Raw genomic sequence first — 24,096 nt, forward strand, 5'->3', positions numbered from 1 at the left:
AATCAAGAGATAGTTAATAGTTTTCGTTTAAACACCCTCCAACTACCATCCTTTTTTTCAAGAAGAACTAAAATTGTATTTCCACTCAAAGGCCCTCTGTTATTAATCATATAAACCACAGCCTTATCCACATTTTTATTAAAAATAATGTTTGAGAAAGCAACATAATGTGAAGCATTATTATCTTTTAATAAATTTCTATAAACCTTATTAACAGGTATAATTTTACGATTGCTAGAAACAATAATAGAATCAAAATTTATTTTAGAATTTTCTATTTCATTATTTTCTAACCTTTCTATTAATAAGTGAAAATCTTTATGGATTTCTCTTTTAGCTTGAGTGAATGTTCTTTCACTTTCAATAAAATGATCAAATACAACTATAGATACATTTAATTTATTGATTGAATCTACGTATCTATTAAATGCAATAGTATCTTTTTTATACACTCCTGGTGGTGGTGGTGGTGGTGGCGGTCCAGCGGATAACTTCTCTATTAAAAGAGATATGATTTTATATTTATCTTCTTTTGAATCATTAGCTTTTTTTTTAGAATTATTACAAGAATAAATAATAAAACAAATCAAAATAATATATGATATTCTACTTGTTATTGACATGGTATGTTGTTATTTTCTAATACTTTATTTGACAAATTGGCCCATTCAGACAATTGTTGTGGAGTGGGTTTTATATATTCTGGTGCATGCTCTATTAGACCTTCCCATGCAAAATGCATATAATGATCTAATGAATATTGATTTTTATCCAATTCTCTTAACGCTTTTGCTATAGGCGTTACATATTTTTCTGTCATATGGATATGCTGTGCTTCATCATTCCAATCTGAATCTTTGTAATGTAAATATAGCTGAACTACTCTGGCTCTTTCTCTAGGTTTTACATTTGGGTCATTTTTATGGACAAATCTAAAAATTTCCGCATGTATACCTTCATGCAATATGTTGGCCGCCCATTGTATTGGATTATGAGTATTTACCATTCTTGAATTAAATCTAATAGTTATAAACCCTTTCGAATCCAGAAATTCATCATCTGTCCTTGCATCAGCATTATCGGAAGAAGGAAAAGGTTCAACAACCATTTTCAAATCATATTCTTTATTATCAATAAAATTACGAATTGTATTTCTAAATAGCGAACCATTGGTTTGTTTTATATAATCATAAACACATTTTCCTTTACTACTCACAAAACTACTATCAAAAATCACTTCATCATCAAAATAAACTTTACCACCGCCTAGAAAAGCATTCATAGCTTCGATAGCAAAACCTCTAACACCAGAAAAAGGATGTGCTAATGTAAGCGGTATGATAGATTCATTTGCTGTATTGTATTGTACATATCCAAAGTCAAAAAAACGTCCTAAATCTTCATCACTAACTGATGCTGCGATAGAAAAATTTCCGCCTTTTAAATAAGCTTTTATAAATGATCCTTCTAAGGCATATTGTTGGGCGGTACTATTATGCTTAAATAATTCTGCAAGTATGTTACTAAAGCCTTTGTAGTTGTAATAATAATTACCGTCTAACCATTCGACTTTATCTTTTAATTTAAAACCATGAACCATCATACGATTATTACCCGTATCAAAAAATGAAAATGCGGCATTAGGAATTACAAGCTGTTCAAATTCTTCATAAACTGTCGAAGTATTATTCTCTAAAAACTGAGTTAATACAGTATTGGGGTATACCATTGCATCATGACTATATGTATTAGTCTCAAAATGTTGTTTAAGCTGTTTTCTAAACTTGGGATGAGTTGCTATAAATTGTTTGTCTTTTTCTTCAAAAATAAATGCCGAGTTGGCATTAATAGCATATCTAAAAAGAGATTCGTCTCTGGATAATGCCTCCCAAACTGGATCAGGAGCAGTATTTGGAGTACTCTCAAAATTGGTCGTAAGCGTAGGCATGTACTCATTCACATGATCCTTAATACTAAAAACATTATTGGCAAGACCAAACGATTGATAGACATAAGGATAATGATTCTCATTTATGGCAACCATATATCTAGTCATAAACCGTACAGCTTGCTCGTAATCCAAATTATTATAATGCTTGATATATTGATTTGCTAAAAACTTCTGAATATATCCATCGTCATTTGCTAATTCTAACTTATAAAGTTTTTTTCTTAGATTTTTATATGTCGTTCTTTGACGATCTCTTTTTTGTCCTTCCTTATATATTGCGTTAGAAATTGCAGAGCCATTCATATTTCTAATAAGATTTCCTTCATACATAAGATCTCCATAATCAAGGTTTACAGACCCTCCATTAGCATTTCTATATTCTAAGACAGATGTTACCGTTGTTGTCTTATTTAATATAGATTGATCAAAGTTTGATGCTGCTCTATAATTTTGCTCAAGATTAGTATAATAAGATTCTGCGGCTTTATTTGTTTCTTTATTTCTAAAATAATTCATTTGCACATCATTAAAATTTTGCTGTGCATGCCCGCCCATTTCTTTTGATAATAATTTTTCCTGATTCTTTAACCATTGTTCTTTTAAGGTATTGTCCTGTTTTGGTATATAAAGATCAAAATAACCTAGTTGAACGATACCAAAACAATAACAGCTTTCTACTGTTTCAGAGTTTTTCTCTTCGCAATCAATACAGCTTTTTGTACCATCGTCTGAGTATTGAACAATCTGTGCATATGTGGTGTTTGATACTAGGTATACCATACCCAATATCAATAATTTAAATAGTATTTTCATATATAAATATTTTGTAACCTTATTTTGATTCAAAAGCTTATTCTCGATACATTTTTCTTTCATTGCATTACAGAAAAACACTCGAATCGACGACTTTTGACGATGTAACTCTTTATGCAGAATTAGCATATATAAGGTGTTTTATAGTTTTACAACAGTTTTAGAATAGGGCGCTCCATTTATAGTCATTTGTATCACATAAGTACCACTAGGTAGTGCAGCACTATCAACCGTAATGGTTTGTGTTCCTTTTGCAATATGTTTTTGACTAGGCACACGTATTTTTTGCTGTCCAAAAAAATCATATACCGCAACCTCTACCTCTGCTGCTTGATCTAGTGTATAAGTGATGTTAAACTCATTACCAATAGGGTTGGGTGAGATAGTTGCAAAGTTTTTATCCAATATTTTTGGTGTTGCTACGCTTCTGGCTGTTGATTGGTTTTGCGTTTCTTTATATAGCACCATTCTAAAAGGGTGAGATATGGTTTCATTAAACTCTACAATCTTACCAGAACCTTTTGCTATCAATGCAGGTTTATTATTAACAAGCCCTTCTCTTAATTCTAATCCTGTTATATCGTATGTTAAAGTGCCTATATCTGGATGGTCTTTAAGTAAATTTTTTACTTTATATTTTAAATTTGAAGTAGAACCGAATGGTACTATAGTTTTGCCTAGTTGCTCCTGTATGATTTGATTATCCTTAGAAAATGTATGACCATTTATATCAAAATTAAATAATGCTTTCTTATATCTTTCATGAATTTCTTTTACAACAATGCGCAAAGACATAGGAACGTATCTTTTTATACCAGTACCTGTCCAGTCGAATTCTATTAAATGACCACTAAAATGATTAGCCAAGAGGGGTAAGATTTCATCAGCACGTTTATGACGAGTATAATGCTCAAAAGAAGCTAAACGTTCTTCTGCAGATATAGCAATCCAATCGTTATTTTGATTTTGTAAGGTTTGTTTTAGGGTTCTACTATTAAAAATATCATTATCTGCTAACATTTGTAGCCATTTTACCCTGTCTTTGGGCACTCCATAACCAAAATAATGCATAATGGCTAACCAATGTTTTGCCATTTTATGATTACTAGCTTCAAAATGGGTTTTTGCTTTGTTAACTGTACTAGCATTAGTAAACTCTTGATTATAGGCTATCATGTTCTTAAGCGCAAGATAACCTAATACATAATGTACATCATCTGGTCGATAATTAAGCGTAAGTAATTTTTCAAAATCCTTATTTATCGTTATACTACTCGGTGAGTATGTCTTTATAAAAACATTATTTGCTAATAGATAAACACCTCTGGTAAACATGGCAGGAGGATATTTATGATGAGCTGCCCGGCTTATTTGTAAATAAGACGTTTCTCTTCTTTGACCATGAATATAAGTATAATCTCCTTTTTGTAAATGAAGTAGCCCTTTTGCATAGGCCGATGATGGATTGGTTTTACCCTGAGCCTCTTCTGCACATGGGGTGATCTAATTAATCATTTCATCGATCAGTTTTGGAGGATAGTTTTTAAAATCATTTTTAAATTTTAATATAAGTTCTGCTTTTTGATCACAGGTAAGTCCTGTTGATTCTTGTGCATAGCTTTGATGCACATATAGTAAGGCAAGGCATAGCAAGCCCCATACAAATGATGTGTTCATTTTAATGAATTTAAGATGTTAATAAATACTGGTGTTATACTAATTTGTGTACTTCAAACCTAAAGTGAATTTTCATGCATTCAAATAGGTGTCTAGAGAGATCAACTCCCTTTTTCAGGCTTTTCATCAAGAAGTCAAAAACATGGCTATAGTATCTAGAATGTAAACCAGTTTATATGCTTCTGTACATTTTGGGTTTTAATGCTAGTGAGGACTGTGCTGTTTTGTTTTCATATGTTGGTGTTTTATTAGGTTTGTAAAATTGATATTCTCTATGCAATAGTAGCACATGCCAGTTTCATTTTTCGGGACTGGGAATGATAAAATGTTAAAGTTTTGTGTCCTTTATCAAGTTTGTTTTTGGTTATAGATTTGAAGCGAAGCTAAAGCACCGTATCATAAAATCCATACAGAAATCTGTAGTCTGGCCCTATTTTTAAATGAACAAATAAAAAACATAAGCCGTAATTTAAAAATCAGCTATTTAATCTTTAGACCTCACTCTAGACCTCACAGGTCTTAAAGACCTGTGAGGTCTGTAACAACTATATTTTAACTAATCTATTCTAAAGTATAACGTTTCTCAATCTTTACTTTTTTATTTAAATGCACATACTCAAAATTAGATATGCCACCAAACAAAGAGAGTATAAACTCTCTACTGAGCCTGGAATGTTTAGAAGATAAAAAACTTTGATATGAAGAGAATGGATATTCTCTGAAATCTAAAGCCATTCTGTGGTGTTCTGGATTTAAATGTACATAGATGATAAGTTGTTTCAAATATACTTCATTATCTATTTTCTTTCTTAAAAATCTATCTTTGAACAAACTTCCATTTCTATCATAAACCTTGTTGATCGCTTTAACATAGGTGTTAAACATATTCGAAAATTTCTGTGAAATCAGCCTTCCTTCAACATCTGTATTTGTCTTAATTACCAAATGAAAATGATTCTTTAGTAAGCAATATGCATAAACTTCGCAGATATCGTTACAATACTTATCAAGAAGGCTTAAAAAGTACTTATAGTTACGCTCTTCTTTAAAAATATCTTCTTTATTGTTTCCTCTATTGTATATATGAAAATAAGTATCAGATACTAATGGTTCGTATTTCATTTTTCTATTTTTTAATAAAGACCTCACAGGTCTTAAAGACCTGTGAGGTCTGATTAGGTCTTGATAATTACATCTTATTTTCCGATAATTTTTATATTATCAATATGATATCGTGTAGTGGCTCTGGGATCACCACCGATATATCGAAAACCTATACGAATGGTACCCTCCAAACAGGATAAGTTAATCGGTCCCGAGGATGTAGCATTGCCAAAAGCATTTAATGGCCCTCTTGGAATCATAGCATCGAGCTTTATCCAGGATGTGGTTGTTGGGTCTCCGGTAAAATTATCGGTCGCAAAAACCTCAAGGATATTTCCGTTATCATATCCTGATTGTAAATCAAAATGTAAAGTCTCATCTATTGAAGCGCTTATATCAATATCCGGAGTGATAAACCATACCTTATATAGACTTTCTTTTGACCTATATCCCGTTATTTGTACATATTGATTTTCTCCAAATTTGCCTATCTTATATTTTAATTTCCCCCCTGTAATATTGCTATTCATCCACCCAGAATCTTCCAGATCCCCAATTTTGAGATCACTAAAATCTTCTTCAAATAGTATCGTTGTACCTTCAGAAACTGCCGGACATTCTAAAACTATAGGATCACATCTCGTTTCATTATTAAATACTAATCCTCGTGGATCATTAAGTACCAAGTTATATCTGTTTCCTAAAAAGTTTTTAGTTAATATTCCTTCAAAACTTCCTTGTTGATTTGGTAATTTTAGCCCTTTAAAATCTGAAAAAGTGCTTGTGCTCATTATCGTAGTCCTTCCTGTTGCACAACTCTCTACAATACGTTCTCCATCAAATTTATCATGATTTTCTGCCGCAAAAGTAAAAGTGTTGCCTTCTAAAACAAGACTTTTGGTAAACTGAATATTGTTTACCTTAATGTATAGGTTTACTAGTTTGTCTGTAAAATCCTCAATTGTTATTTCTAGTGGAGTTATAGTAGCTGTTTCTGTAGATCTTATTATAACCTCTTCTATAAAAAAAGAAGGAATTGCACCAATAGTATTTCCTTCTGAAATTCCAAGAGTTGGAACCCCATTTTCCATCCCAAGAAACAAACCATCTAGTTTGATATATACTTTACGTCCAAATTCATAAGTAGTAAATAATGGATTATCATCAATTAATACGCGAACTCCCGAAGAAGGGTTAACATGTTTATCCTGAAGTACCAATTCTTTAAAAAAATTACTGGCCTTGTCACTTGATACTACATACCCTTGGATAAAATTGTTAGTATCCTCAAAAACTACTTTAGCATTTTCTCTATCTTCTACAAGTTTCTGCCCTAGAATACCTAGTATTGCATCAATCGTAATTAGTGTACCTTCAATTTGTGGCTCATCAATAGTAACCGGAGATACTTTAAACTCATCTTCTGGTGAGCAAGCGATAATGGTATATGATACCATTAAAATCCAAAAAAAATTCTTTGTGTTCATTTTTGTATTATGTTTTTTTGTTGTGTTTATTGTTTTTGTAATGAGATCTATAACTAAAATCTTACATAGACATTGAGGTAGTAGGAAGTACCAAATCCATGAAAATATTTTGATCCAAAAACGGGAGTATCGCGTTGTGATTCTTCTAAAGCCAGTCGGTAATTCGCACTCCTCGCCTGCTCAAATCCTCCTGTTTTATATTTTTGATCAAGAATATTATTTATAGAAGCAAAAAAACCAATGTAGTATTTCTTGATTCTCCAGGATTTACCACCAATAGCATTTACAAGAAAATAATCCTTAAACTGCTCCTGTTGTAAAAGCTGCTTTGCAATATTCTCGTCATAATCATTAAAAGGTAATCCATCGGTATCTTGATAAAAATTCGAAGTTCTTGCAAAAGGACTTATATTGATATATGCATTAGAAAAATAATTTGTAGTCGCCCCAAACCACCAAAAATCTGGATCGCGATATTCAAAACCTAATTGCCCTGCATGTTGAGGTCCTCCTGCTATGTGATATCCCTCTAATGCTGATTTTCCGAAATTTCGTATCCCTTGAATATCTGAAAATGCTTCACTAGTACTAGTTAAGATTAAATCTGGATCATTATCAAACACAAAATCCCCAATAGCAGCAGCTCCTTTAATCTTAATCGTAGGGGTGATTTGGTATTCAATTCCAAATTCTCCTCCAATGTATCGTTTATCAATATCGGTAAGTATTTCCTGAACAAACCCTACATCTGATCCTGAGATAGCTTCGGTAAAAAAGAAAGAAATATTAGTAGCATCCTTAATTTTGGTATAATATCCTGTTAATCTCGCTTTTATTTTTGAAGAGCGGAATATATAACTACCATCTACAGATTGAATTTTTTCACTTTCTTGGGTTTCATCTAATAATTGAGCTATAGTACTATTATTCTGTCTAACATTTGCAAAAGTATTACGAATTGTAGGTGCTTTATTGAAATAAGCACCTTGTAGTTTAATAAAATGATGTCCATTGACAGTAAGGGTAGTTCCCGCCTTTATTCCATAATTCAAGAAGTTCAAAGCTTCACTTTTTCCATAAGAAGCGTTCCCAGGAAAATATCCATTTTCAAACAAACCATTTCTTTGATAGGACGTTTGTGAAATTGTTCCGCCTAAAAATAAATTAACTCTTTTCAACTTAAATTGCCCCTGAAGAAATCCCTTAATTGTCGAGGCCTCAATCTCATAATTATAATCATAACGATCTCCTACTCCTACAATACGGTTGGGATTGCGTAAATCACTCTGTGCTCTATTGGCTAATTCAGAAGGGGTTAACCTTGTTGAAGATAAAGCAAATACATCAACATCCAGAAAACCAGTACCCCCCAAAAGATCTGTTACCTCAGCAAAATTTTGACTCTTTAAATTTTTGTATCTGATTGCTGCATTTAATGTAATGTGTTTATTGAATTGACTATTTAGTATCATATTAGCACTCAACTGGGTGTCATCTGTTCTATCTTCGTATAAGATATATGTTGAATTATTACCTTTTTCTGCATTTTGTTGATTAGTTTGCAATATATCATTCCAGTCTAATTGTCCATCGTTGATAAGATTTTGTTGTGCTAAAAAAGCATTTTGATAATCCAGAGGAGTTGGGTTGGGATTCTCTAAAAAAGAACTTGGCATATTATCCGAGTGTACAGGATTAGTGTTTGCGCTTCTGCCTCCTCCAATATAGGTTTGTTGCCCATTAAAGCCTATTATTAAATCACTTCCTCCATTATCTATTCTACTGTTTGCAATTTTACCTGTCTGAAATGCTATATTAGTCTGTAAATGCGTTTTTTTCGAAATATTCCAATAATGGTTTATCATAAAGACCGGCTCTTCTATTTTTCGTTCTTTAGAGTTCCTTATTTCTCCGTCCAAATATCCCCAGTTTGGGTTATATCTGTTTCCTTTAAGGTTAAATACTTCATCGGTAATCGCTGTAGATCTCCCTCTACGATTTGGAGTATAAAAACCTGTTAGGTTTAGACTGTGTTTTCTTCCTAATTTCTTTTCGACCGAGACAAAAAACGAATTTGCATCATATAAAGTTCCTTCAATAAAACCTTCTTTTCCATATCTTCTGGCTAAGGATACAGAGAAGGCCCATCCTTTTTCGGTAATTCCAGAGTTATAAGTTCCTATTACTCTCCCTTGGTAACTACGATTAGAAACAGCATAAGATATTTTGCCTCCTTTTCTGTACTTAGAAGCTCTCATAATGATATTAGAAGTTCCCAAAAGATCTCCGAATGTATAATCGTTTTCTGAAACTCCCAGAGAAAATTCCTGATTGCGTTGTACATCATTTAATCCTCCCCAATTACTCCATTGTGGTCTTCCATTAGAAAACTTGTTCATTTCAATCCCATTAATCAGAACTTTTCCATTTTCATTTCCTAGACCTCTTGGGCGAAAAAAAGTTGAGCTAAAATCAAATGCTGCAGCAGTAAGAAATACATCTCGGGTGGATTGAAGTAATCCAGAAACACTAAAAGATACATCATTGTCTTCATCTAATTCATGATCAGAAAGACTAATCGTACCTATGTGTTGTTGCTTCGTATTAAAATCAAACTGCAGGTCTATTTTTTTAAGATCCAGGACATCTCCTTCGTTAATTATAATAGGAAAGCGTTTGGTTATATATCCATCTTTCGATAGTACAAGCAATTGCTCCCCAATAGGAAGCGTGGTATCTCTAAAATCAAACTCACCAAAAGTATTAGTGAATATTGTAACTTTTGTTTCTTTAATAGATACTCTAACTTTTTCAAGATTCTCACCAGAAATAGCATCAATAATTTGCCCTTTTAGACCAGTTTCCTGAGCATGTATGCCTAGAATACTACAAAAGAATAGTAGTAATATATTATGTTTTAAATCAAAAAGATAATAGTCCATAGTATGGGATTGAATAACTCAAAATGATACTGAATTACATATTAGTAATGAGCAAGTATAAAATATCCCAGTTTCATTTTTCGGAACTGGAAAAACCAATATTTGTAATTGATTTATAAATAGTATTTGTCTTAAGGTGGATACCAAGATATCTACCTTGGATAATTAACCCTCAGATCTGTGAGGTCTGAAAAAAATAACCTTATGTTTTCAAAAAGCATCTATACAGTATTCTTTTTATTCACCGCTACATTTCTTTTTTCACAAGAAAAAACGGAATATAAAATCCATACTATTGCATTTTACAATCTCGAAAACCTCTTTGATCCAGAAGATGATCCCATAACTTTTGATGACGATAGAACTCCTAAAGGAAAGGATCATTGGACTTATAAATTGTATAGACATAAGATAAAAAACATGGCCAGAACCATCTCTGAAATAGGTAAAGATTTAGCCACCAACTCTCCTGCTATTTTAGGCGTTGCAGAAATAGAAAATAGAAAAGTCCTCGAAGACCTCGTTAATGATCCTAATCTTAAATCTAAAGACTATGGTATTGTTCATTTTGATTCTCCGGACCGAAGAGGTATTGATGTAGCTTTACTCTATCAAAAAGCTCTGTTTAAAGTAAAAAACTACAATAAACATGAATTGATAATGTATGACAATAATACAGCTAAGCGAGTATTTACAAGAGATCAATTATTGGTTGGTGGTTATCTTGATGGGGATCTAATACATATAATTGTAAATCATTGGCCATCAAGAAGAGGTGGAGAAGCCAGAAGTCGATACAAAAGAGAAAAAGCTGCAGCGCTAAACAAAAAGATAATGGATTCCTTATTTGCAATTGATCCATATGCAAAAATTATTACCATGGGTGATCTTAATGATAATCCCAACAACTCAAGCGTAAAAAAAATACTAATGGCAAAACAGTATAGAAAAAATATTAAAATTAAAGGGCTCTACAATCCTATGGCAAAATTGGCTAAAAAGGGTTTGGGCTCTCTTGCATGGAGGGATCAATGGAGCCTGTTTGATCAAATTATTATTTCTAAAAACTTTCTAAATACTAACTATTCTTCTTACCGGTACTATAAAGCAGGTGTATTTAATCCCGAATATTTGATTACATCAACAGGCAAATATAAGGGATATCCTTTTCGCAGTTATGCTAATGGTACATATACAGGAGGATATAGTGATCATTTTCCTGTGTATATATATCTTATTAAACAAAAAAAGTGACCAAAACGGGTCACCTTTTTAAGTGTTTTATTCTTAAATTACACATTGCAATTAAGTTCTGCTAAAGTAGCTCTAGAAGAATCCTCTGTAGCTTGGTCTGCAAAACAATTATTATTCAAATAACTTTCTAAAGCAGCTTTATAAGCATTACAGTTTTCTGTTGATTGATCTGTACCATAATTGGCTGCTGCAGTAGTCAAAGTGCCAGCATTCGCAAGACAATCTATAGGATTAGCATCATCACTTCCACATGCAGTAAAACCTAAGGCAAAGATAAATACTGCTACGTACATAAGTTTTTTCATAATTTGGGTTTTATAAATAAAATTAATCTGACGAATATAAGTAGAACAAAGTTTAAATTAACAAATAATTATGTTAAAAACGTGTTTTTAGCACAAAAAAGTGCTTTTTGTCGATGTTTTTATTTTTACTACAAAAAAAAGGCAGTTCCTAAAAACCACCTTTTCTATCTATTTTTTTATAAAAATATTATCTAATTATTTGCAATCAGAAAGTTCTACATATCGTTCAAAAGGAACTCCAGAATCTCTAGGAGTTAATACTCCTTCATGATATTCTTGTATAAAAGCATTACCATTTTCCCCTCTACACACTCCAAAATTTACATCATTATTAGTACAATTTAAGCAGGTTTGTCCTCCAAACTTACAATCTCCTAATACTTTTAATTGCTCTTTATATATTTTAGTGGTTTCGTCATCAGGAGAGCAACCATTATTTAAAACTGCTTCTATTGCTGTTTTATATCCATTACAAGCCTCTGTAGATCCAATATTTTGGCTAAATACTACTGCTGCTTCTGATAATTCTACATTAGCTTTAGCACAATCTATATCATCATCGCTACCACATGCTACAAATCCCAGGGCAAGGACATAAGCAACGACATACATTAGTTTTTTCATTTTGATTCTCAATTTTTAGGTTAAGTAGATTCAAAAGTAAGAAAATTAAACTGGACTAAGTAACATCACCATATAATCCAATGGTATTATCACCTAAAAAATTAGCTGTAACTAACAATTATTTTACCTCTTCGATATCTATGGGTTTACCAATATAAGCGAGAAAACTACCTTCTTCTACTTGTTCTATTTCTTTACTAAATGATGATATAATCCTAATGTTTTTATATGTATCTTTTATAAATAATGGAATAATGTCTTTATCATCTTTAGTCAAATCAATCAACTTTTTATACTGCTTTTTATCCTTAATCTTTATTTCCTGAATTCCAGGATATTTTTCAGCAAGCTCAATAAGTTTATAGTAGTCATCTGTATGAGAAAATAGTCCTTCTTGAGGGTTCTTTTTGGGATCTTGCATTTCTTCAGAAGTAATTAATCTAAAAGCCCCATATTCTCCAAATTGATCTTTATACTTATTAATCGCATATTTATTTATATCACTATTCCCCGTAAGCGCCATTAGGTATCCCATATCATTTAGCTCAATATTATCTTTGAGCTGATCACCATAGATGTTACCTTCTAGTGCTTCTAATCCCAGATCCTTAGCTTTATTGATGTTATCTCTATTACTATCTACTAAAACCACGTGTCGATTGTTATCTTTGATATATACTGCAATTAATCTCGAAATTTTGGAGGCACCTATAATCAAAATACCTTCAGATTTTTTAAGAAATACTCCTACTAATTTGGCGAAAATACGTGCTGTAGTTGCATTAAGTAAAACAGTGCCCAACACAATCATAAATACCAGAGGCGTAATATACTCTGCTCCCTGGACTCCTTCTTTATACAATTTTAATCCAAATAATGATGCAATACCCGCTGCTACAATACCTCGAGGTCCTACCCAACTAATAAACAATTTTTCGTTGGTTTTAAGCCCTGAGTTTAAAGAGCTCAGAAATACACCTACGGGTCTCACTATAAAAACAACAATGATAAAAAGTAAAACAGCTTTCCAATTATAGATTAGCTGTAAATCCTCAATATTAATATTTGCTGCTAGAAGAATAAATAATATAGATATCAGAAGTACGCTTAGAGATTCTTTAAAATACAAGATTTCATCAATATGAGGAAGATTTATATTTCCTAGTACCATACCCATAACCACTACAGAGAGCAACCCTGATTCGTGAGCAAAAACATCAGACAACACAAAAACACCTAACACCAATGCAAGTGTTACTACATTAAGTAGGTAGTGAGGGATTATTTTTTTCTTTAGAGAAAATGCCAATGCATGTGCAAACGTAAAACCAAATGTAAAACCAACAAGTAGAATTTTTCCAAATTCGATCAAAGCTGTAAATGTAAATTCTTCACCACCACCTACTCTAATAAATTCGAATACCAAAACAGCAACCAAGGCACCAATAGGGTCAATCAAAATCCCTTCCCATTTTAAGACTGCAGACACATCTTTTTTAAGAGGAATATTTCTAAGAATTGGAGTTATTACTGTAGGGCCAGTTACAATAATCAATGACGAAAATAAAAAAGAAATAGGCCAGCTTAAGCCAAAAATATAGTGTGCTGCTAATCCTGCACCAAAAAAAGTAACAATAACTGCGATTGTAATTAATTTTATAATCACCGGACCTACATTAAGAATTTCGCTCCTTCTCAAGGTGAGACCACCTTCAAAAAGAATAATGCTTATCGCTAGAGAAACAAAATAAAATAAACTCTCACCAGGAAAAAGACCTTCCTTTCCGTTCCAGATAGGTTGTATTAATTTAGTACCATCACTAGTAAACAAAGTTGCAAAAGGACCAACCAGTAGACCAATTAAAATTAATGGTAAAATTGCGGGTATTTTAAATTTCCATGCTACCCATTGAGCTAAGATTCCCAATATAATTATTCCTGCCAGTTCTAACATTCCTTGTTATTAAATCAAATTATACGTGAGAAAGATCGGAATTTTTTTAAAAATAACAGAAATAAGTACTATTTTCTAATTTTAAAAAATTAAGTTTATATTTTACCACTTAAAATTATTACAAAATAAATCCTTGAGCGAATTACCTAATCATAAATTTAATACTATCCTTATTGGGGTAGCTTTTTCTCCTAACCTGAAAAACAACATTTTTGAGGCCATGCGAATGGTTGATTTTTTTGATTCTAAAATGATCATTGTTCATGTAGGTGAAAAAACTAAAGAGAAAGAAGATAATATAAAAGAGCTGATTTCTGGTTTTTCTGATGATGACGAAAAAGTAAATGTTATTTGGAAACAAGGAGATCCCGTTACTGTAATTATTGAAACTGCCAGAGAGAATAATGCTGATCTTATTATGCTTGGTGCTATACCAAGAGAAGATTTTCTTAAGTTTTATATTGGATCGATTGCACGAAAAATTACCAGAAATGCACATTGTTCTGTTTTGTTACTAATAAAGCCATCAGAAGATTTAAGACCCTGCAATCATATCGTAGTAAATGGTCTTAAAGATGAAAAAACCAAACAAACAATTCTTGATTCATTTGAAGTAGCTCAGAATCTTGGTGCACAAAAACTTACCATTGTAGAAGAAATTTCTCGCCAAGAGGTTAAAGTTGTTGTTGAAGATGACCAATCTTTACTTAAAGATACCTTGATAAAAGAACAGTTAACTAAAAAGGAAGATCTTAGAGTACAACATATCTTAAATGATGTTCCTGAAGATCTTAAGACTGGTATTTTAATAAAAACACAGTCCATATTTGGAAAAAGAGGGTATTCTATAGGTCATTATGCAAAAGTGGTAGCGGCTGACCTTCTTATTATGAATGCCCCAAAAAGAACTACGTTTTTAGATCGTATTTTTCTTCATGATCTTGAACATATTTTATCAGAATTACCTACAGATGTTTTAATTATGAGATAAATGAAAAAGGCGAACAACACTACATCTGGTTTTTTCTCTCAACTACCTAAGAACATTTTTTCGGGCTTTGTGGTCTCACTAATCGCTTTACCATTAGGATTAGGATTAGCCTTAGCTTCAGAAGCTCCTCCGATCTCGGGAGTTATTGCCGCAGTCGTTGGGGGTATCATTGTAAGCATTTTTGGAGGGTCTAAAGTTACAATTACAGGTCCTGGTAATGGATTAGTAGTCGTTTTACTAGGTGCTATAACAACACTTGCAAATGGCGATCTTTATCAAGGGTACATATTTACATTAGCAGCCATTATATGCTCTGGGGTACTAATGATTATTATAGGGCAATTGCGATTAGGGATTTTAAGTGATTTTTTTCCTTCTTCGGCAATTCAAGGAATGCTAGCTGCAATAGGAATAAGTATTTTTGCAAAACAGTTTCATGTTATGCTCGCCAATACTGGTATCAAAGGAGATACTATTTCCTTGTTAACAGATATTCCTCATAGTATTTCTTTACTATTTAAACCCGAATATAGTACTATTGCCATTGCTGCATTAATTGGAGTTTTAAGCTTATTGATTATGTTTTTTTATGGTAAAATCAGAAATAAGTATTTTCAATTGTTACCAGCACCTATGTGGATTGTTCTTATCGCTATTGGTTTAAGCTATTATTATGAGTTCTTTTCTAGTGCTCCTTATCCTATAGATGCTTCCTTATTAGTACAAATACCAGATGACATTTTTTCAAACTTTCCTACTCCAGACTTTTCATTAATTCTTGACCTTAAATTTATCGGGGTAGTCGTTGCAATAACTCTAATTTCAAGTATTGAGTCTCTATTAAGTATTAAGGCTGTAGACAAATTAGACCCACTAAAAAGAAGGTCTAATATAAACAAAGATCTTACTGCATTAGGTGTTGCATCTATTGTTAGTGGTTTTCTAGGGGGCTTAATGTAGTTACTGTAATTGCTCGTAGTTCTGTAAATGTTAATAATGGAGGCACCAATAGAACTTCTAACTTCTTTCACTCTGTGTTCTTAATATTATTTGTGGTTTTGTTTCAAGATCAACTAAAAAGAATTCCGCTCACAGCATTGGCAGCTATTTTGGTATATACAGGATATAAGCTGGCAGCTCCCCGAAACTTAAAAATTGTTGCCAAAATCGGTAAAGAACAACTTATTATTTTCTTTGCTACAATTATAGCAACAATAACAACAAACTTGATCACAGGAATCCTTATCGGAATCCTGACAACCATTGTTATACATTTTATCCTTAATAAAAGTGTACTCTTTTTTGTTAGAAATCTTTTTAAACCTAATGTGCTTATGTTTAAAGAAGGTTTCAACGACACCTATTTTGTTAGTGTAAAGAATTTTTCAAGCTTTCTTAATTATTCTCGATTAAAAAGAAAATTAGATACAATTCCTGAGAATCAGGATGCTATTATAGATTTTTCTCTCTGTGATTTCGTAGATTATACTGTGCAGGAAAGTTTATTAGGGTATCAGGAAACATTTAAGAGAAAAGGAGGGTCTTTTGAGATTACAGGGCTTGATATTCATGGTGCTTCTTCAGAACACCCCCTAGCGATAAGAAGCCTAATTCCTTTTTCTAAAAAAATTAAAATTGGAGTAAAATCAAATCTTACCAAAAGACAGAAAGATTTACAGAATATTGCAAACGACTTTTCCTGGCAATATGACCCTAAAAAGGATAATGATATTTCTGGTTTGCGTGATTTTGTGTTCTTTAAAACTAAAAAAATCAATTATCTGAATAATTCTATTTACGATCCTGAATCGATTTTTAGAATTTCTGATACCGAATTTTCTGAAGGTGAGTTTATCGCACGCACACTGGTTAGAACTACAATATTGACTATACAATTAGAAATAGAAATTCCTAAATTTACCTTAGATAAAGAAGGATTATTAGAGTTTATATATAAGTTTTCAGGTTTTAAAGATATTTTGATTTCTGGACATCCTGATTTTTCTAAACGATTCTTTCTTTTAGGAGAAAACCCAGAAAAGATCCGAATGTTATTTACTGATGATTTAGTACTGTTTTTAGAGAGTAACCCATATTATCATATCGAATGTAATGGTAGCTCTTTACTTGTAATGCGAAAAGAACGTTTAGCTAGTATTAAAGAGATTAAAGCACTATTAGATTATGGAACTCGCTTAGAAAAAGTGATCTCAAGTATACAATATGATGAAATATTGTTAAAAAGTACAAAAATTAAATCTTGATCCCTTCCATTTTTTCTATTTTGCAAAGATTTTTAGTTATTCCTGAAAATATCCCATTGAATGAAACACAAATAAAGTATGAAAAAGGTGTTTTGACAAAGAAAAGAATTTGTGTTTTGAATATGCTAACCAATTCTAGGTGATATCATATAATTGAAGACATAATTTAAAGATAAACAAATGAATTTATATCCCATAAAAGCTGGTAATTTTAAACTTGACGGAGGTGCTATGTTTGGAGTAGTTCCTAAAGTTTTATGGAACAAAACCAATCCTGCAGATGAAAAAAACCTAATTGATATTGCGGCAAGATGCTTATTGATTGAAGATGGCGATAGGTTAATTCTTATCGATTCTGGAATGGGAGATAAACAATCTGAAAAATTTTTCGGCCATTATTCACTCTGGGGTAATGATAGCATAGATGCTTCTCTAAAAGCAAAAGGTTTTCACAGAAATGATATTACCGATGTTTTTATTACTCATCTTCACTTTGATCATTGTGGTGGTGTGGTGCAATGGAATGATACTCGTACCGGATATGAATTGGCATTTAAAAATGCTCGGATATGGAGTAACGAAGAACATTGGCAATGGGCTACAAAACCCAATGCTCGAGAAAAAGCATCGTTCTTAAGCGAAAATATAATGCCAATACAAGAAAGTGGCCAATTAAATTTTATTTCCAGATCAGATACTACGTTCCAAAAAAACACTGAATTGGGTTTTGGCGTGCTATTTGTTAATGGACATACTGAAAAACAAATGATTCCTCATATAGAATATAAAGGCAAAACAATTGTGTTTATGGCAGATCTTCTACCCACAGCTGGTCATGTTCCCCTACCATATGTAATGGGTTATGATACCAGGCCTTTATTAACTTTGGATGAAAAAAGATTGTTTCTTGATAGTGCCGCCACCAATGGGTGGTATTTATTCTTAGAACATGATGCTCACAATGAAATAATAACAGTACAACATACCCAAAAAGGGGTACGTCTTAAAGAAGTTTTTACTTGTCATGAAATATTTAATTAAAATAAAAAATCAAATGATTCCCTCATCTAATAAAATTTTTACCGCCATTGCTTCATCTATGATTTTGGTAAGTTGTGGTGCTCCAACTATTGTTTCTACACCCATAGGAAATATTGATACCACTCCTTTAAAAAATATAGATCTAACCGATGCTCAACTTAAAGGTTGGAATTCACTTGATTTGGTTTCTGATACTGTTCCTGGGATGAGTGTAAATAAAGCATACAATACTCTTATTAAGAACAAAAAAGGTCAGACTGTCATTGTTGGTGTTATCGATAGTGGTGTTGATATTGAGCATGAGGACCTTGATGGGGTGATCTGGACAAATCCAAAAGAAATCAAAGGAAATGGTAAAGACGACGACAACAATGGATACATAGATGATATTCATGGCTGGAATTTTCTTGGGGATTCTGAAGATGAAAATTTGGAATATGTAAGAATCATAAAAAAACTTAAACCAAAATATGCCGGTAAAACGCTAGCTTCTGTATCCGAAAATGATAAAGGTGAATACCAAAATTATATTGAAGCAAAAGCAGAATTCGAAAAAGAATATCAAGAAAACTCTGCTCAAAAAATGCAATATGAGCAAATTCTTCAGCAATCCAAGATTTCGCACAAAGCAATTACAGATGCGCTAGGGAAAGAAGATTATTCTCGAGATGAAGTTTTAAAAGTAGAAGCAAAAACTCAGGAGATGCAACAGCATGTCGCTTTTATGGCTCAAATGTTCGGGTTTATGGAGCCGGGAGATGCTATACCTGATTTTATGAAAACCATTAAAGAAGGGGTTGATCATTTTACAGAACAACTTAATTATAATTTAAATCCTGAATTTGACGGTAGAAAGTTGGTGGGTGACAATGTAGACGACATCACAGATCTCAAGTATGGGAATAACAATGTTATGGGGCCAGATCCAAAAAAAGAAGGTATAAAACATGGAACCCACGTTGCAGGTATTATTGCTGCAGAGAGAAATAATGGGATAGGAATGAATGGTGTAGCACAAAATGTAAAAATAATGGCAGTTAGAGCGGTTCCTAATGGAGATGAATACGACAAAGATATTGCTCTTGCAATACGATATGTTGTAGACAATGGGGCCAAAGTAATTAATACTAGTTTTGGTAAATATTACAGTACCCATCCAGAATGGGTAAGAGAAGCTATTACTTATGCAGCCTCAAAAGATGTGTTGATTGTGAATGCCGCTGGAAATGAAGGAACAGATCTAGATAAAAAAGCAGTATATCCTAATGATCAAATTAATAATGACTCTGAAATCGCAGATAACTTTATTACCATTGGGGCTTTAAACTATGCTTATGGCTCAAATCTGGTAGCTGATTTTTCTAATTATGGTAAAAGTAATGTTGATGCTTTTGCTCCCGGAGTTAAAATATGGGCAACAACGCCCAATAATTCATACGAATATCTGCAAGGAACCTCTATGGCTGCTCCAGCTGTGGCAGGAGTTGCTGCTCTAATTAGATCATATTACCCTCGTTTAAAAGCTCCACAAGTAAAACAGATACTTATGGATAGTGGTTTAAGTACAAAATCTTCTGTAGTTATTGGTGGGAAACAAACTAATGTAGGAAGCTTTTCTGGGTTATCTAAATCTGGTAAAATGGTTAACCTATATAACGCCCTTATTATGGCGGATAAATTGTCTAAATAGTTTTATTATGTTTAAAAAAATTGGCTTTGTTTTTTTTGTTGGTATCTTTTGTGCAATCGCACAAAACAATACTCCCTATTGGCAACAACAGGTAGATTACACCATGAATGTGGATATGAATGTTGAAAATTTTCAATATGAAGGGACACAAGAATTAATATATTCTAATAATTCTCCTGATACGCTATATCAAGTATTTTATCATCTATATTTTAATGCCTTTCAACCAGGAAGTGAAATGGATATACGTTCCCGTAATCTTCCAGATCCAGATCCTAGGGTTGGAAGCAGAATAAATAAACTTACTCCAAAAGAAATTGGGTATTTAAAAGTTTCTTCCTTAACACAAAACGGAAAACCAATAAAATATGAAACTGCTGGAACTGTTTTAGAAGTATCGTTAGACAAACCTATTGCACCAGGAGAAAAGGTTACTTTTTCTATGAAATTTAACGGTCAAGTACCTAAACAAATACGTCGTTCTGGAAGAAATAACAAAGAAGGTATCGCATTATCAATGACACAATGGTATCCCAAACTTGCAGAATATGATTTTGAAGGGTGGCATGCTGACCCATATATTGCTAGAGAGTTTCATGGAGTATGGGGTAATTTTGATGTAACCATAAATATTGATAAAGACTATGTTCTGGGTGGTACTGGATACTTACAAAATCCACAAGAAATAGGATATGGATATGAAGAACCGGGTACAAAAGTGACAAGAAAAGGCAAGAAACTTTCATGGCATTTTAAAGCTCCTAATGTACATGATTTTGCATGGGTTGCAGACCCAGAATATGTGCATGATGTTGTAAAGGTGCCCAATGGTCCTACGCTTCATTTTTTGTATAAAAACAAGAAAGAAATTATAGAAAACTGGAAAGACCTACAGCCAAAAACTGTAGAGTTAGTAAATTATTATAGTGAAAAAATAGGGAAATACCCTTATGATCAATATTCTGTATTACAAGGTGGTGATGGCGGTATGGAATACGCCATGTCTACCCTAATCACAGGAGAAAGAAATTTTGGTAGCCTTGTTGGGGTTACAGCTCATGAAATGGCACATTCATGGTTTCAACATATTCTGGCAAACAACGAGTCTAAACATGAATGGATGGATGAAGGGTTTACCAGCTATATTTCTACTCTAGCTATGAATGATGTAATGAAACAAAATAACCCTAATTCATTAAAAGGAATGTATCAGGGATATTATCAATTAGCTACTTCTGGTATAGAGCAACCACAGACTACTCAAGCAGATCGTTATTCGCATAATACCGCTTATGGAGCCTCTGCCTATACAAAAGGAGCTGTTTTTCTTTCACAACTTGGTTATATAATCGGAGAAGATAATCTTGCAAAAACAATTAAGAGATATTTTAATGAATGGAAATTTAAACATCCTACTCCTAATGACTTTAAAAGGGTAGCAGAAAAAGTATCAGGAATACAATTGGATTGGTATCTAACTGATTGGACACAAACAACGAATACAATTGATTACGGAATTAAAGATGTTGTAGAAAATAATACCACGACCCAAATCACCTTAGAACGTATTGGATTAATGCCAATGCCTATCGACCTTTATGTAGAATATAAAGACAGTACTATAGAGTCATTCTATATCCCCTTAAGAGTAATGCGTAATGAAAAGGAAAACCCAATCCCGTCAATGAAGAGAACTATATTGCCTGATTGGCCTTGGACTAACCCAACCTATTCACTAAATCTTTCTAGACCAAAATCTGAAATAAAATCGATAGGAATTGATATTACAAATACTATGGCCGATATAAACCCTAATAATAACAGCTTTTCAGAATAATAACTGTTTGAAGAAGTAAACCATATAGACTAAAGTCTTATAAAAAACCGGTTTTAATGCCGGTTTTTTTTATTACTCATATAAGAAATCTAATCACTACATTTAATGCCAATGAAGGCTACTTTTAATAAAAAAGAAAAGTTAAAAAGCAAAAAGGAGATAGAATTACTTTTTTCTGAAGGAAAATCTATATCCAAATATCCCGTTAGATTAGTGTATAGAAGATCAAATTTTGAAGAGAACATCAAAATTAAGGCTGGAGTATCAGCTAGCAAACGTAACTTCAAAAAAGCAGTAGATCGTAATTGTATAAAGCGTTTAATGCGTGAAAGTTATAGAAAAAATAAGTATATTGTACCCAACACTACTCATCAATTCACTTTTATGTTTTTATTTTTAGGTAAAGAAATGCCTGAATATTCATTAATAGAATCTAAAATAAAAGGAATATTACAAAAATTTGTAGAACAAGAAATAAAATCAAAATAACAACATTTTATGTTTACTTGATTTGCAATATTTAAATAAAACATCAATGAAGAAGAAAATTATCTACCCCATAGTTGCTGTGATTATCTTACTATCTACTGTAAGTTTTAAATCAGATTTTTTTGAAATCGCTAAGCAGATTGAAATTTTCACTACAATGTTCAAAGAATTAAATATGAATTATGTAGATGAGACAAATCCTGCAGAATTAATGGATACGGCAATCAAAGCCATGTTAGATGATTTGGATCCATATACTAAATATTGGAACGAACAAGATGTTGAAGCTTCAAAAATACGTAACGCAGGAGAGTATACAGGTATTGGATCCTCTGTAAAAACGATAAAAGATAAAATCATTATCATAGAACCTTATAAAGGTTATCCTGCAGATAAAGCCGGTCTTAAAGCCGGTGATGAAATTATACAAATAGGAGATGTGAAAGTAGCCGACTTTAAAGATGATGCAGGAGAACTTCTTAAAGGGGCAAGCGGAACTAAAGTTAACATTACCTATAAAAGACAGGGAGATACAAAAACTACAGTGTTAACAAGAGAGGAAATAGAAGTAGATGCAGTTCCTTTTTATACATTGCTTGATGATAATACTGGATACATTGTATTATCAAAATTTAATAATAAAGCCTCTAGTGAAACTATTGATGCTTTAAAAAACCTAAAAGCCAAAGGTGCTAATAAGGTAATTTTAGACTTAAGAGGTAACCCTGGTGGTTTATTAAGTGAAGCTATAAATGTTACTAATATTTTTGTACCAAAAGGAGAGTTAATTACCACTACAAAATCAGTGGTTAAAAAGTATAATAAAGAATATTTCACAAAAAGAGAACCTGTTGATATCCAGATTCCTTTGGTGGTATTAGTAAACGGAAGAAGTGCATCGGCAAGTGAAATTGTTGCAGGTAGTATTCAGGATCTTGATAGAGGAGTGGTTATAGGCGCCAGAAGTTTTGGTAAGGGACTAGTACAGCGACCAAAAAAACTAACCTATGGTACTCAATTAAAAATCACTATTTCTAGATACTATACCCCTAGTGGTAGATGTATTCAAGCATTAGATTATTGGAATCGTGATCAAAATAATAAGGCAGTACGTATTAATGAGCAGGATTTTAAAGCCTATAAAACCAAAAACGGAAGAACGGTATATGATGGAGGTGGTATACAACCTGATATAGCATTAGAAACCTCTAAATTCAGTAAAATTACGACAGCCTTATTGCGATCTGATGCTATTTTTGAGTATGGAACAAAATATTATTATTCTCATCAACTAAAAAAATCCTCTGATTTTAAATTTACAGATAAAGATTATGAGGACTTTAAAAGTTTTGTAAAACAAAGTGAATTTAATTTTGAAACCGAAACCGAAAAATCATTTAAAAAATCATTAGAAATCGCGAAAAAAGAAAAGTTTGATAAGGATATAATCTCAACCTATAATACTCTTATTGCTTCGATAAACACTTCTAAACAAGCAGCTCTAGATACTTATAAAACTGAGATTGTTAATTTACTCACAGATGAGATCATCAAACGTTATTTCTATCGTGAGGGGTTATATGATTATTATGTAACGCATAATCCCGAAGTAGCTAAAAGTCAAGAAATACTTAACAACAAAAATAAATACGACGGAATTTTAAAATAGAATC

The 24,096-nt window shown here is 32.4% G+C and carries 17 protein-coding genes and 1 pseudogene; 8 read left to right on the top strand and 10 right to left on the bottom strand.

The annotated features are described in order from the left end of the window. Positions 1 to 2: 2 nt before the first annotated feature. From ATE84_RS03450 to ATE84_RS03475, 7 genes are all read right to left on the bottom strand, one after another. Entirely contained in the window at positions 3 to 623 is a 621-nt protein-coding gene (locus tag ATE84_RS03450; RefSeq protein ID WP_101445784.1) for a hypothetical protein, read from the bottom strand. Next, positions 614 to 2,764 carry a hypothetical protein gene (locus ATE84_RS03455; RefSeq protein WP_143273556.1) on the bottom strand — a complete coding sequence of 717 codons (2,151 nt, stop codon included), beginning with the start codon at positions 2,762 to 2,764 and terminating at the stop codon, positions 614 to 616. Before ATE84_RS03455 ends, ATE84_RS03450 begins: the two co-directional genes overlap by 10 nt. Before the next feature lie 141 nt (positions 2,765 to 2,905). Next, positions 2,906 to 4,099 carry a T9SS type A sorting domain-containing protein gene (locus ATE84_RS03460; protein WP_101445787.1) on the bottom strand — a complete coding sequence of 398 codons (1,194 nt, stop codon included), beginning with the start codon at positions 4,097 to 4,099 and terminating at the stop codon, positions 2,906 to 2,908. A gap of 168 nt (positions 4,100 to 4,267) precedes the next feature. Then, on the bottom strand, positions 4,268 to 4,441 hold the full coding sequence (locus tag ATE84_RS26010) for a hypothetical protein (protein ID WP_158237163.1): 174 nt from the start codon (positions 4,439 to 4,441) through the stop codon (positions 4,268 to 4,270). A 561-nt stretch (positions 4,442 to 5,002) separates the two neighbouring features. After that, a complete protein-coding gene (locus ATE84_RS03465) occupies positions 5,003 to 5,563 on the bottom strand; it encodes a transposase (RefSeq protein ID WP_101445789.1) in 561 nt (186 codons plus the stop codon). 74 nt (positions 5,564 to 5,637) lie between these two features. Then, the gene (locus ATE84_RS03470; RefSeq protein ID WP_101445790.1) at positions 5,638 to 7,032 is read right to left on the bottom strand and encodes a DUF5689 domain-containing protein; all 1,395 of its coding nucleotides are present in this window, start codon (positions 7,030 to 7,032) and stop codon (positions 5,638 to 5,640) included. Between the two features lie 53 nt (positions 7,033 to 7,085). Beyond that, on the bottom strand, positions 7,086 to 9,974 hold the full coding sequence (locus ATE84_RS03475) for a TonB-dependent receptor (RefSeq protein ID WP_233195736.1): 2,889 nt from the start codon (positions 9,972 to 9,974) through the stop codon (positions 7,086 to 7,088). A 204-nt stretch (positions 9,975 to 10,178) separates the two neighbouring features. On the opposite strand from ATE84_RS03475, the gene ATE84_RS03480 reads away from it, so the two are divergent. After that, complete coding sequence (locus ATE84_RS03480; protein WP_101445792.1) at positions 10,179 to 11,228, top strand: endonuclease; 1,050 nt, start codon at positions 10,179 to 10,181, stop codon at positions 11,226 to 11,228. 38 nt (positions 11,229 to 11,266) lie between these two features. Here the strand turns inward: ATE84_RS03480 and ATE84_RS03485 are convergent, their stop codons facing one another. The 3 genes from ATE84_RS03485 to ATE84_RS03495 form a co-directional block, all read right to left on the bottom strand. Beyond that, positions 11,267 to 11,533 carry a hypothetical protein gene (locus tag ATE84_RS03485; protein ID WP_101445793.1) on the bottom strand — a complete coding sequence of 89 codons (267 nt, stop codon included), beginning with the start codon at positions 11,531 to 11,533 and terminating at the stop codon, positions 11,267 to 11,269. A 195-nt stretch (positions 11,534 to 11,728) separates the two neighbouring features. Then, positions 11,729 to 12,157, bottom strand: coding sequence for a hypothetical protein (locus ATE84_RS03490; RefSeq protein ID WP_143273557.1), 429 nt, complete (start codon positions 12,155 to 12,157; stop codon positions 11,729 to 11,731). Between the two features lie 118 nt (positions 12,158 to 12,275). Next, positions 12,276 to 14,111 (bottom strand): sodium:proton antiporter, encoded by a 1,836-nt coding sequence (locus ATE84_RS03495; protein WP_101445796.1) that lies wholly within the window; start codon positions 14,109 to 14,111, stop codon positions 12,276 to 12,278. Positions 14,112 to 14,244: 133 nt separating this feature from the next. Between ATE84_RS03495 and ATE84_RS03500 the strand changes: the two genes are divergently transcribed. The 7 genes and pseudogenes from ATE84_RS03500 (at position 14,245) to ATE84_RS03530 (ending at position 24,092) form a co-directional block, all read left to right on the top strand. After that, positions 14,245 to 15,102 carry a universal stress protein gene (locus ATE84_RS03500; RefSeq protein WP_233195737.1) on the top strand — a complete coding sequence of 286 codons (858 nt, stop codon included), beginning with the start codon at positions 14,245 to 14,247 and terminating at the stop codon, positions 15,100 to 15,102. Further along, positions 15,103 to 17,366 (top strand): annotated as a pseudogene (locus tag ATE84_RS03505) (SulP family inorganic anion transporter). A 180-nt stretch (positions 17,367 to 17,546) separates the two neighbouring features. Continuing rightward, entirely contained in the window at positions 17,547 to 18,407 is an 861-nt protein-coding gene (locus ATE84_RS03510; RefSeq protein WP_101445797.1) for an MBL fold metallo-hydrolase, read from the top strand. 13 nt (positions 18,408 to 18,420) lie between these two features. Beyond that, a complete protein-coding gene (locus ATE84_RS03515; RefSeq protein ID WP_233195738.1) occupies positions 18,421 to 20,097 on the top strand; it encodes a S8 family peptidase in 1,677 nt (558 codons plus the stop codon). Positions 20,098 to 20,104: 7 nt separating this feature from the next. Next, on the top strand, positions 20,105 to 21,934 hold the full coding sequence (locus tag ATE84_RS03520) for a M1 family metallopeptidase (protein ID WP_101445800.1): 1,830 nt from the start codon (positions 20,105 to 20,107) through the stop codon (positions 21,932 to 21,934). A gap of 111 nt (positions 21,935 to 22,045) precedes the next feature. Next, positions 22,046 to 22,423 (top strand): ribonuclease P protein component, encoded by a 378-nt coding sequence (gene rnpA, locus ATE84_RS03525; protein ID WP_101450811.1) that lies wholly within the window; start codon positions 22,046 to 22,048, stop codon positions 22,421 to 22,423. 46 nt (positions 22,424 to 22,469) lie between these two features. Further along, on the top strand, positions 22,470 to 24,092 hold the full coding sequence (locus ATE84_RS03530; RefSeq protein WP_101445801.1) for a S41 family peptidase: 1,623 nt from the start codon (positions 22,470 to 22,472) through the stop codon (positions 24,090 to 24,092). Positions 24,093 to 24,096 lie beyond the last annotated feature (4 nt).

It is taken from the genome of Aquimarina sp. MAR_2010_214, assembly GCF_002846555.1.
Taxonomy (GTDB): Bacteria; Bacteroidota; Bacteroidia; order Flavobacteriales; family Flavobacteriaceae; genus Aquimarina.

Coding starts and splice junctions, on each gene's coding strand:
- ATE84_RS03450 (WP_101445784.1), bottom strand. CDS start 623: ATGTCAATAACAAGTAGAATATCATATATTATTTTGATTTGTTTTATT.
- ATE84_RS03455 (WP_143273556.1), bottom strand. CDS start 2,764: ATGAAAATACTATTTAAATTATTGATATTGGGTATGGTATACCTAGTA.
- ATE84_RS03460 (WP_101445787.1), bottom strand. CDS start 4,099: ATGTTTACCAGAGGTGTTTATCTATTAGCAAATAATGTTTTTATAAAG.
- ATE84_RS26010 (WP_158237163.1), bottom strand. CDS start 4,441: ATGAACACATCATTTGTATGGGGCTTGCTATGCCTTGCCTTACTATAT.
- ATE84_RS03465 (WP_101445789.1), bottom strand. CDS start 5,563: ATGAAATACGAACCATTAGTATCTGATACTTATTTTCATATATACAAT.
- ATE84_RS03470 (WP_101445790.1), bottom strand. CDS start 7,032: ATGAACACAAAGAATTTTTTTTGGATTTTAATGGTATCATATACCATT.
- ATE84_RS03475 (WP_233195736.1), bottom strand. CDS start 9,974: ATGGACTATTATCTTTTTGATTTAAAACATAATATATTACTACTATTC.
- ATE84_RS03480 (WP_101445792.1), top strand. CDS start 10,179: ATGTTTTCAAAAAGCATCTATACAGTATTCTTTTTATTCACCGCTACA.
- ATE84_RS03485 (WP_101445793.1), bottom strand. CDS start 11,533: ATGAAAAAACTTATGTACGTAGCAGTATTTATCTTTGCCTTAGGTTTT.
- ATE84_RS03490 (WP_143273557.1), bottom strand. CDS start 12,157: ATGAAAAAACTAATGTATGTCGTTGCTTATGTCCTTGCCCTGGGATTT.
- ATE84_RS03495 (WP_101445796.1), bottom strand. CDS start 14,111: ATGTTAGAACTGGCAGGAATAATTATATTGGGAATCTTAGCTCAATGG.
- ATE84_RS03510 (WP_101445797.1), top strand. CDS start 17,547: ATGAATTTATATCCCATAAAAGCTGGTAATTTTAAACTTGACGGAGGT.
- ATE84_RS03515 (WP_233195738.1), top strand. CDS start 18,421: ATGATTCCCTCATCTAATAAAATTTTTACCGCCATTGCTTCATCTATG.
- ATE84_RS03520 (WP_101445800.1), top strand. CDS start 20,105: ATGTTTAAAAAAATTGGCTTTGTTTTTTTTGTTGGTATCTTTTGTGCA.
- rnpA (WP_101450811.1), top strand. CDS start 22,046: ATGAAGGCTACTTTTAATAAAAAAGAAAAGTTAAAAAGCAAAAAGGAG.
- ATE84_RS03530 (WP_101445801.1), top strand. CDS start 22,470: ATGAAGAAGAAAATTATCTACCCCATAGTTGCTGTGATTATCTTACTA.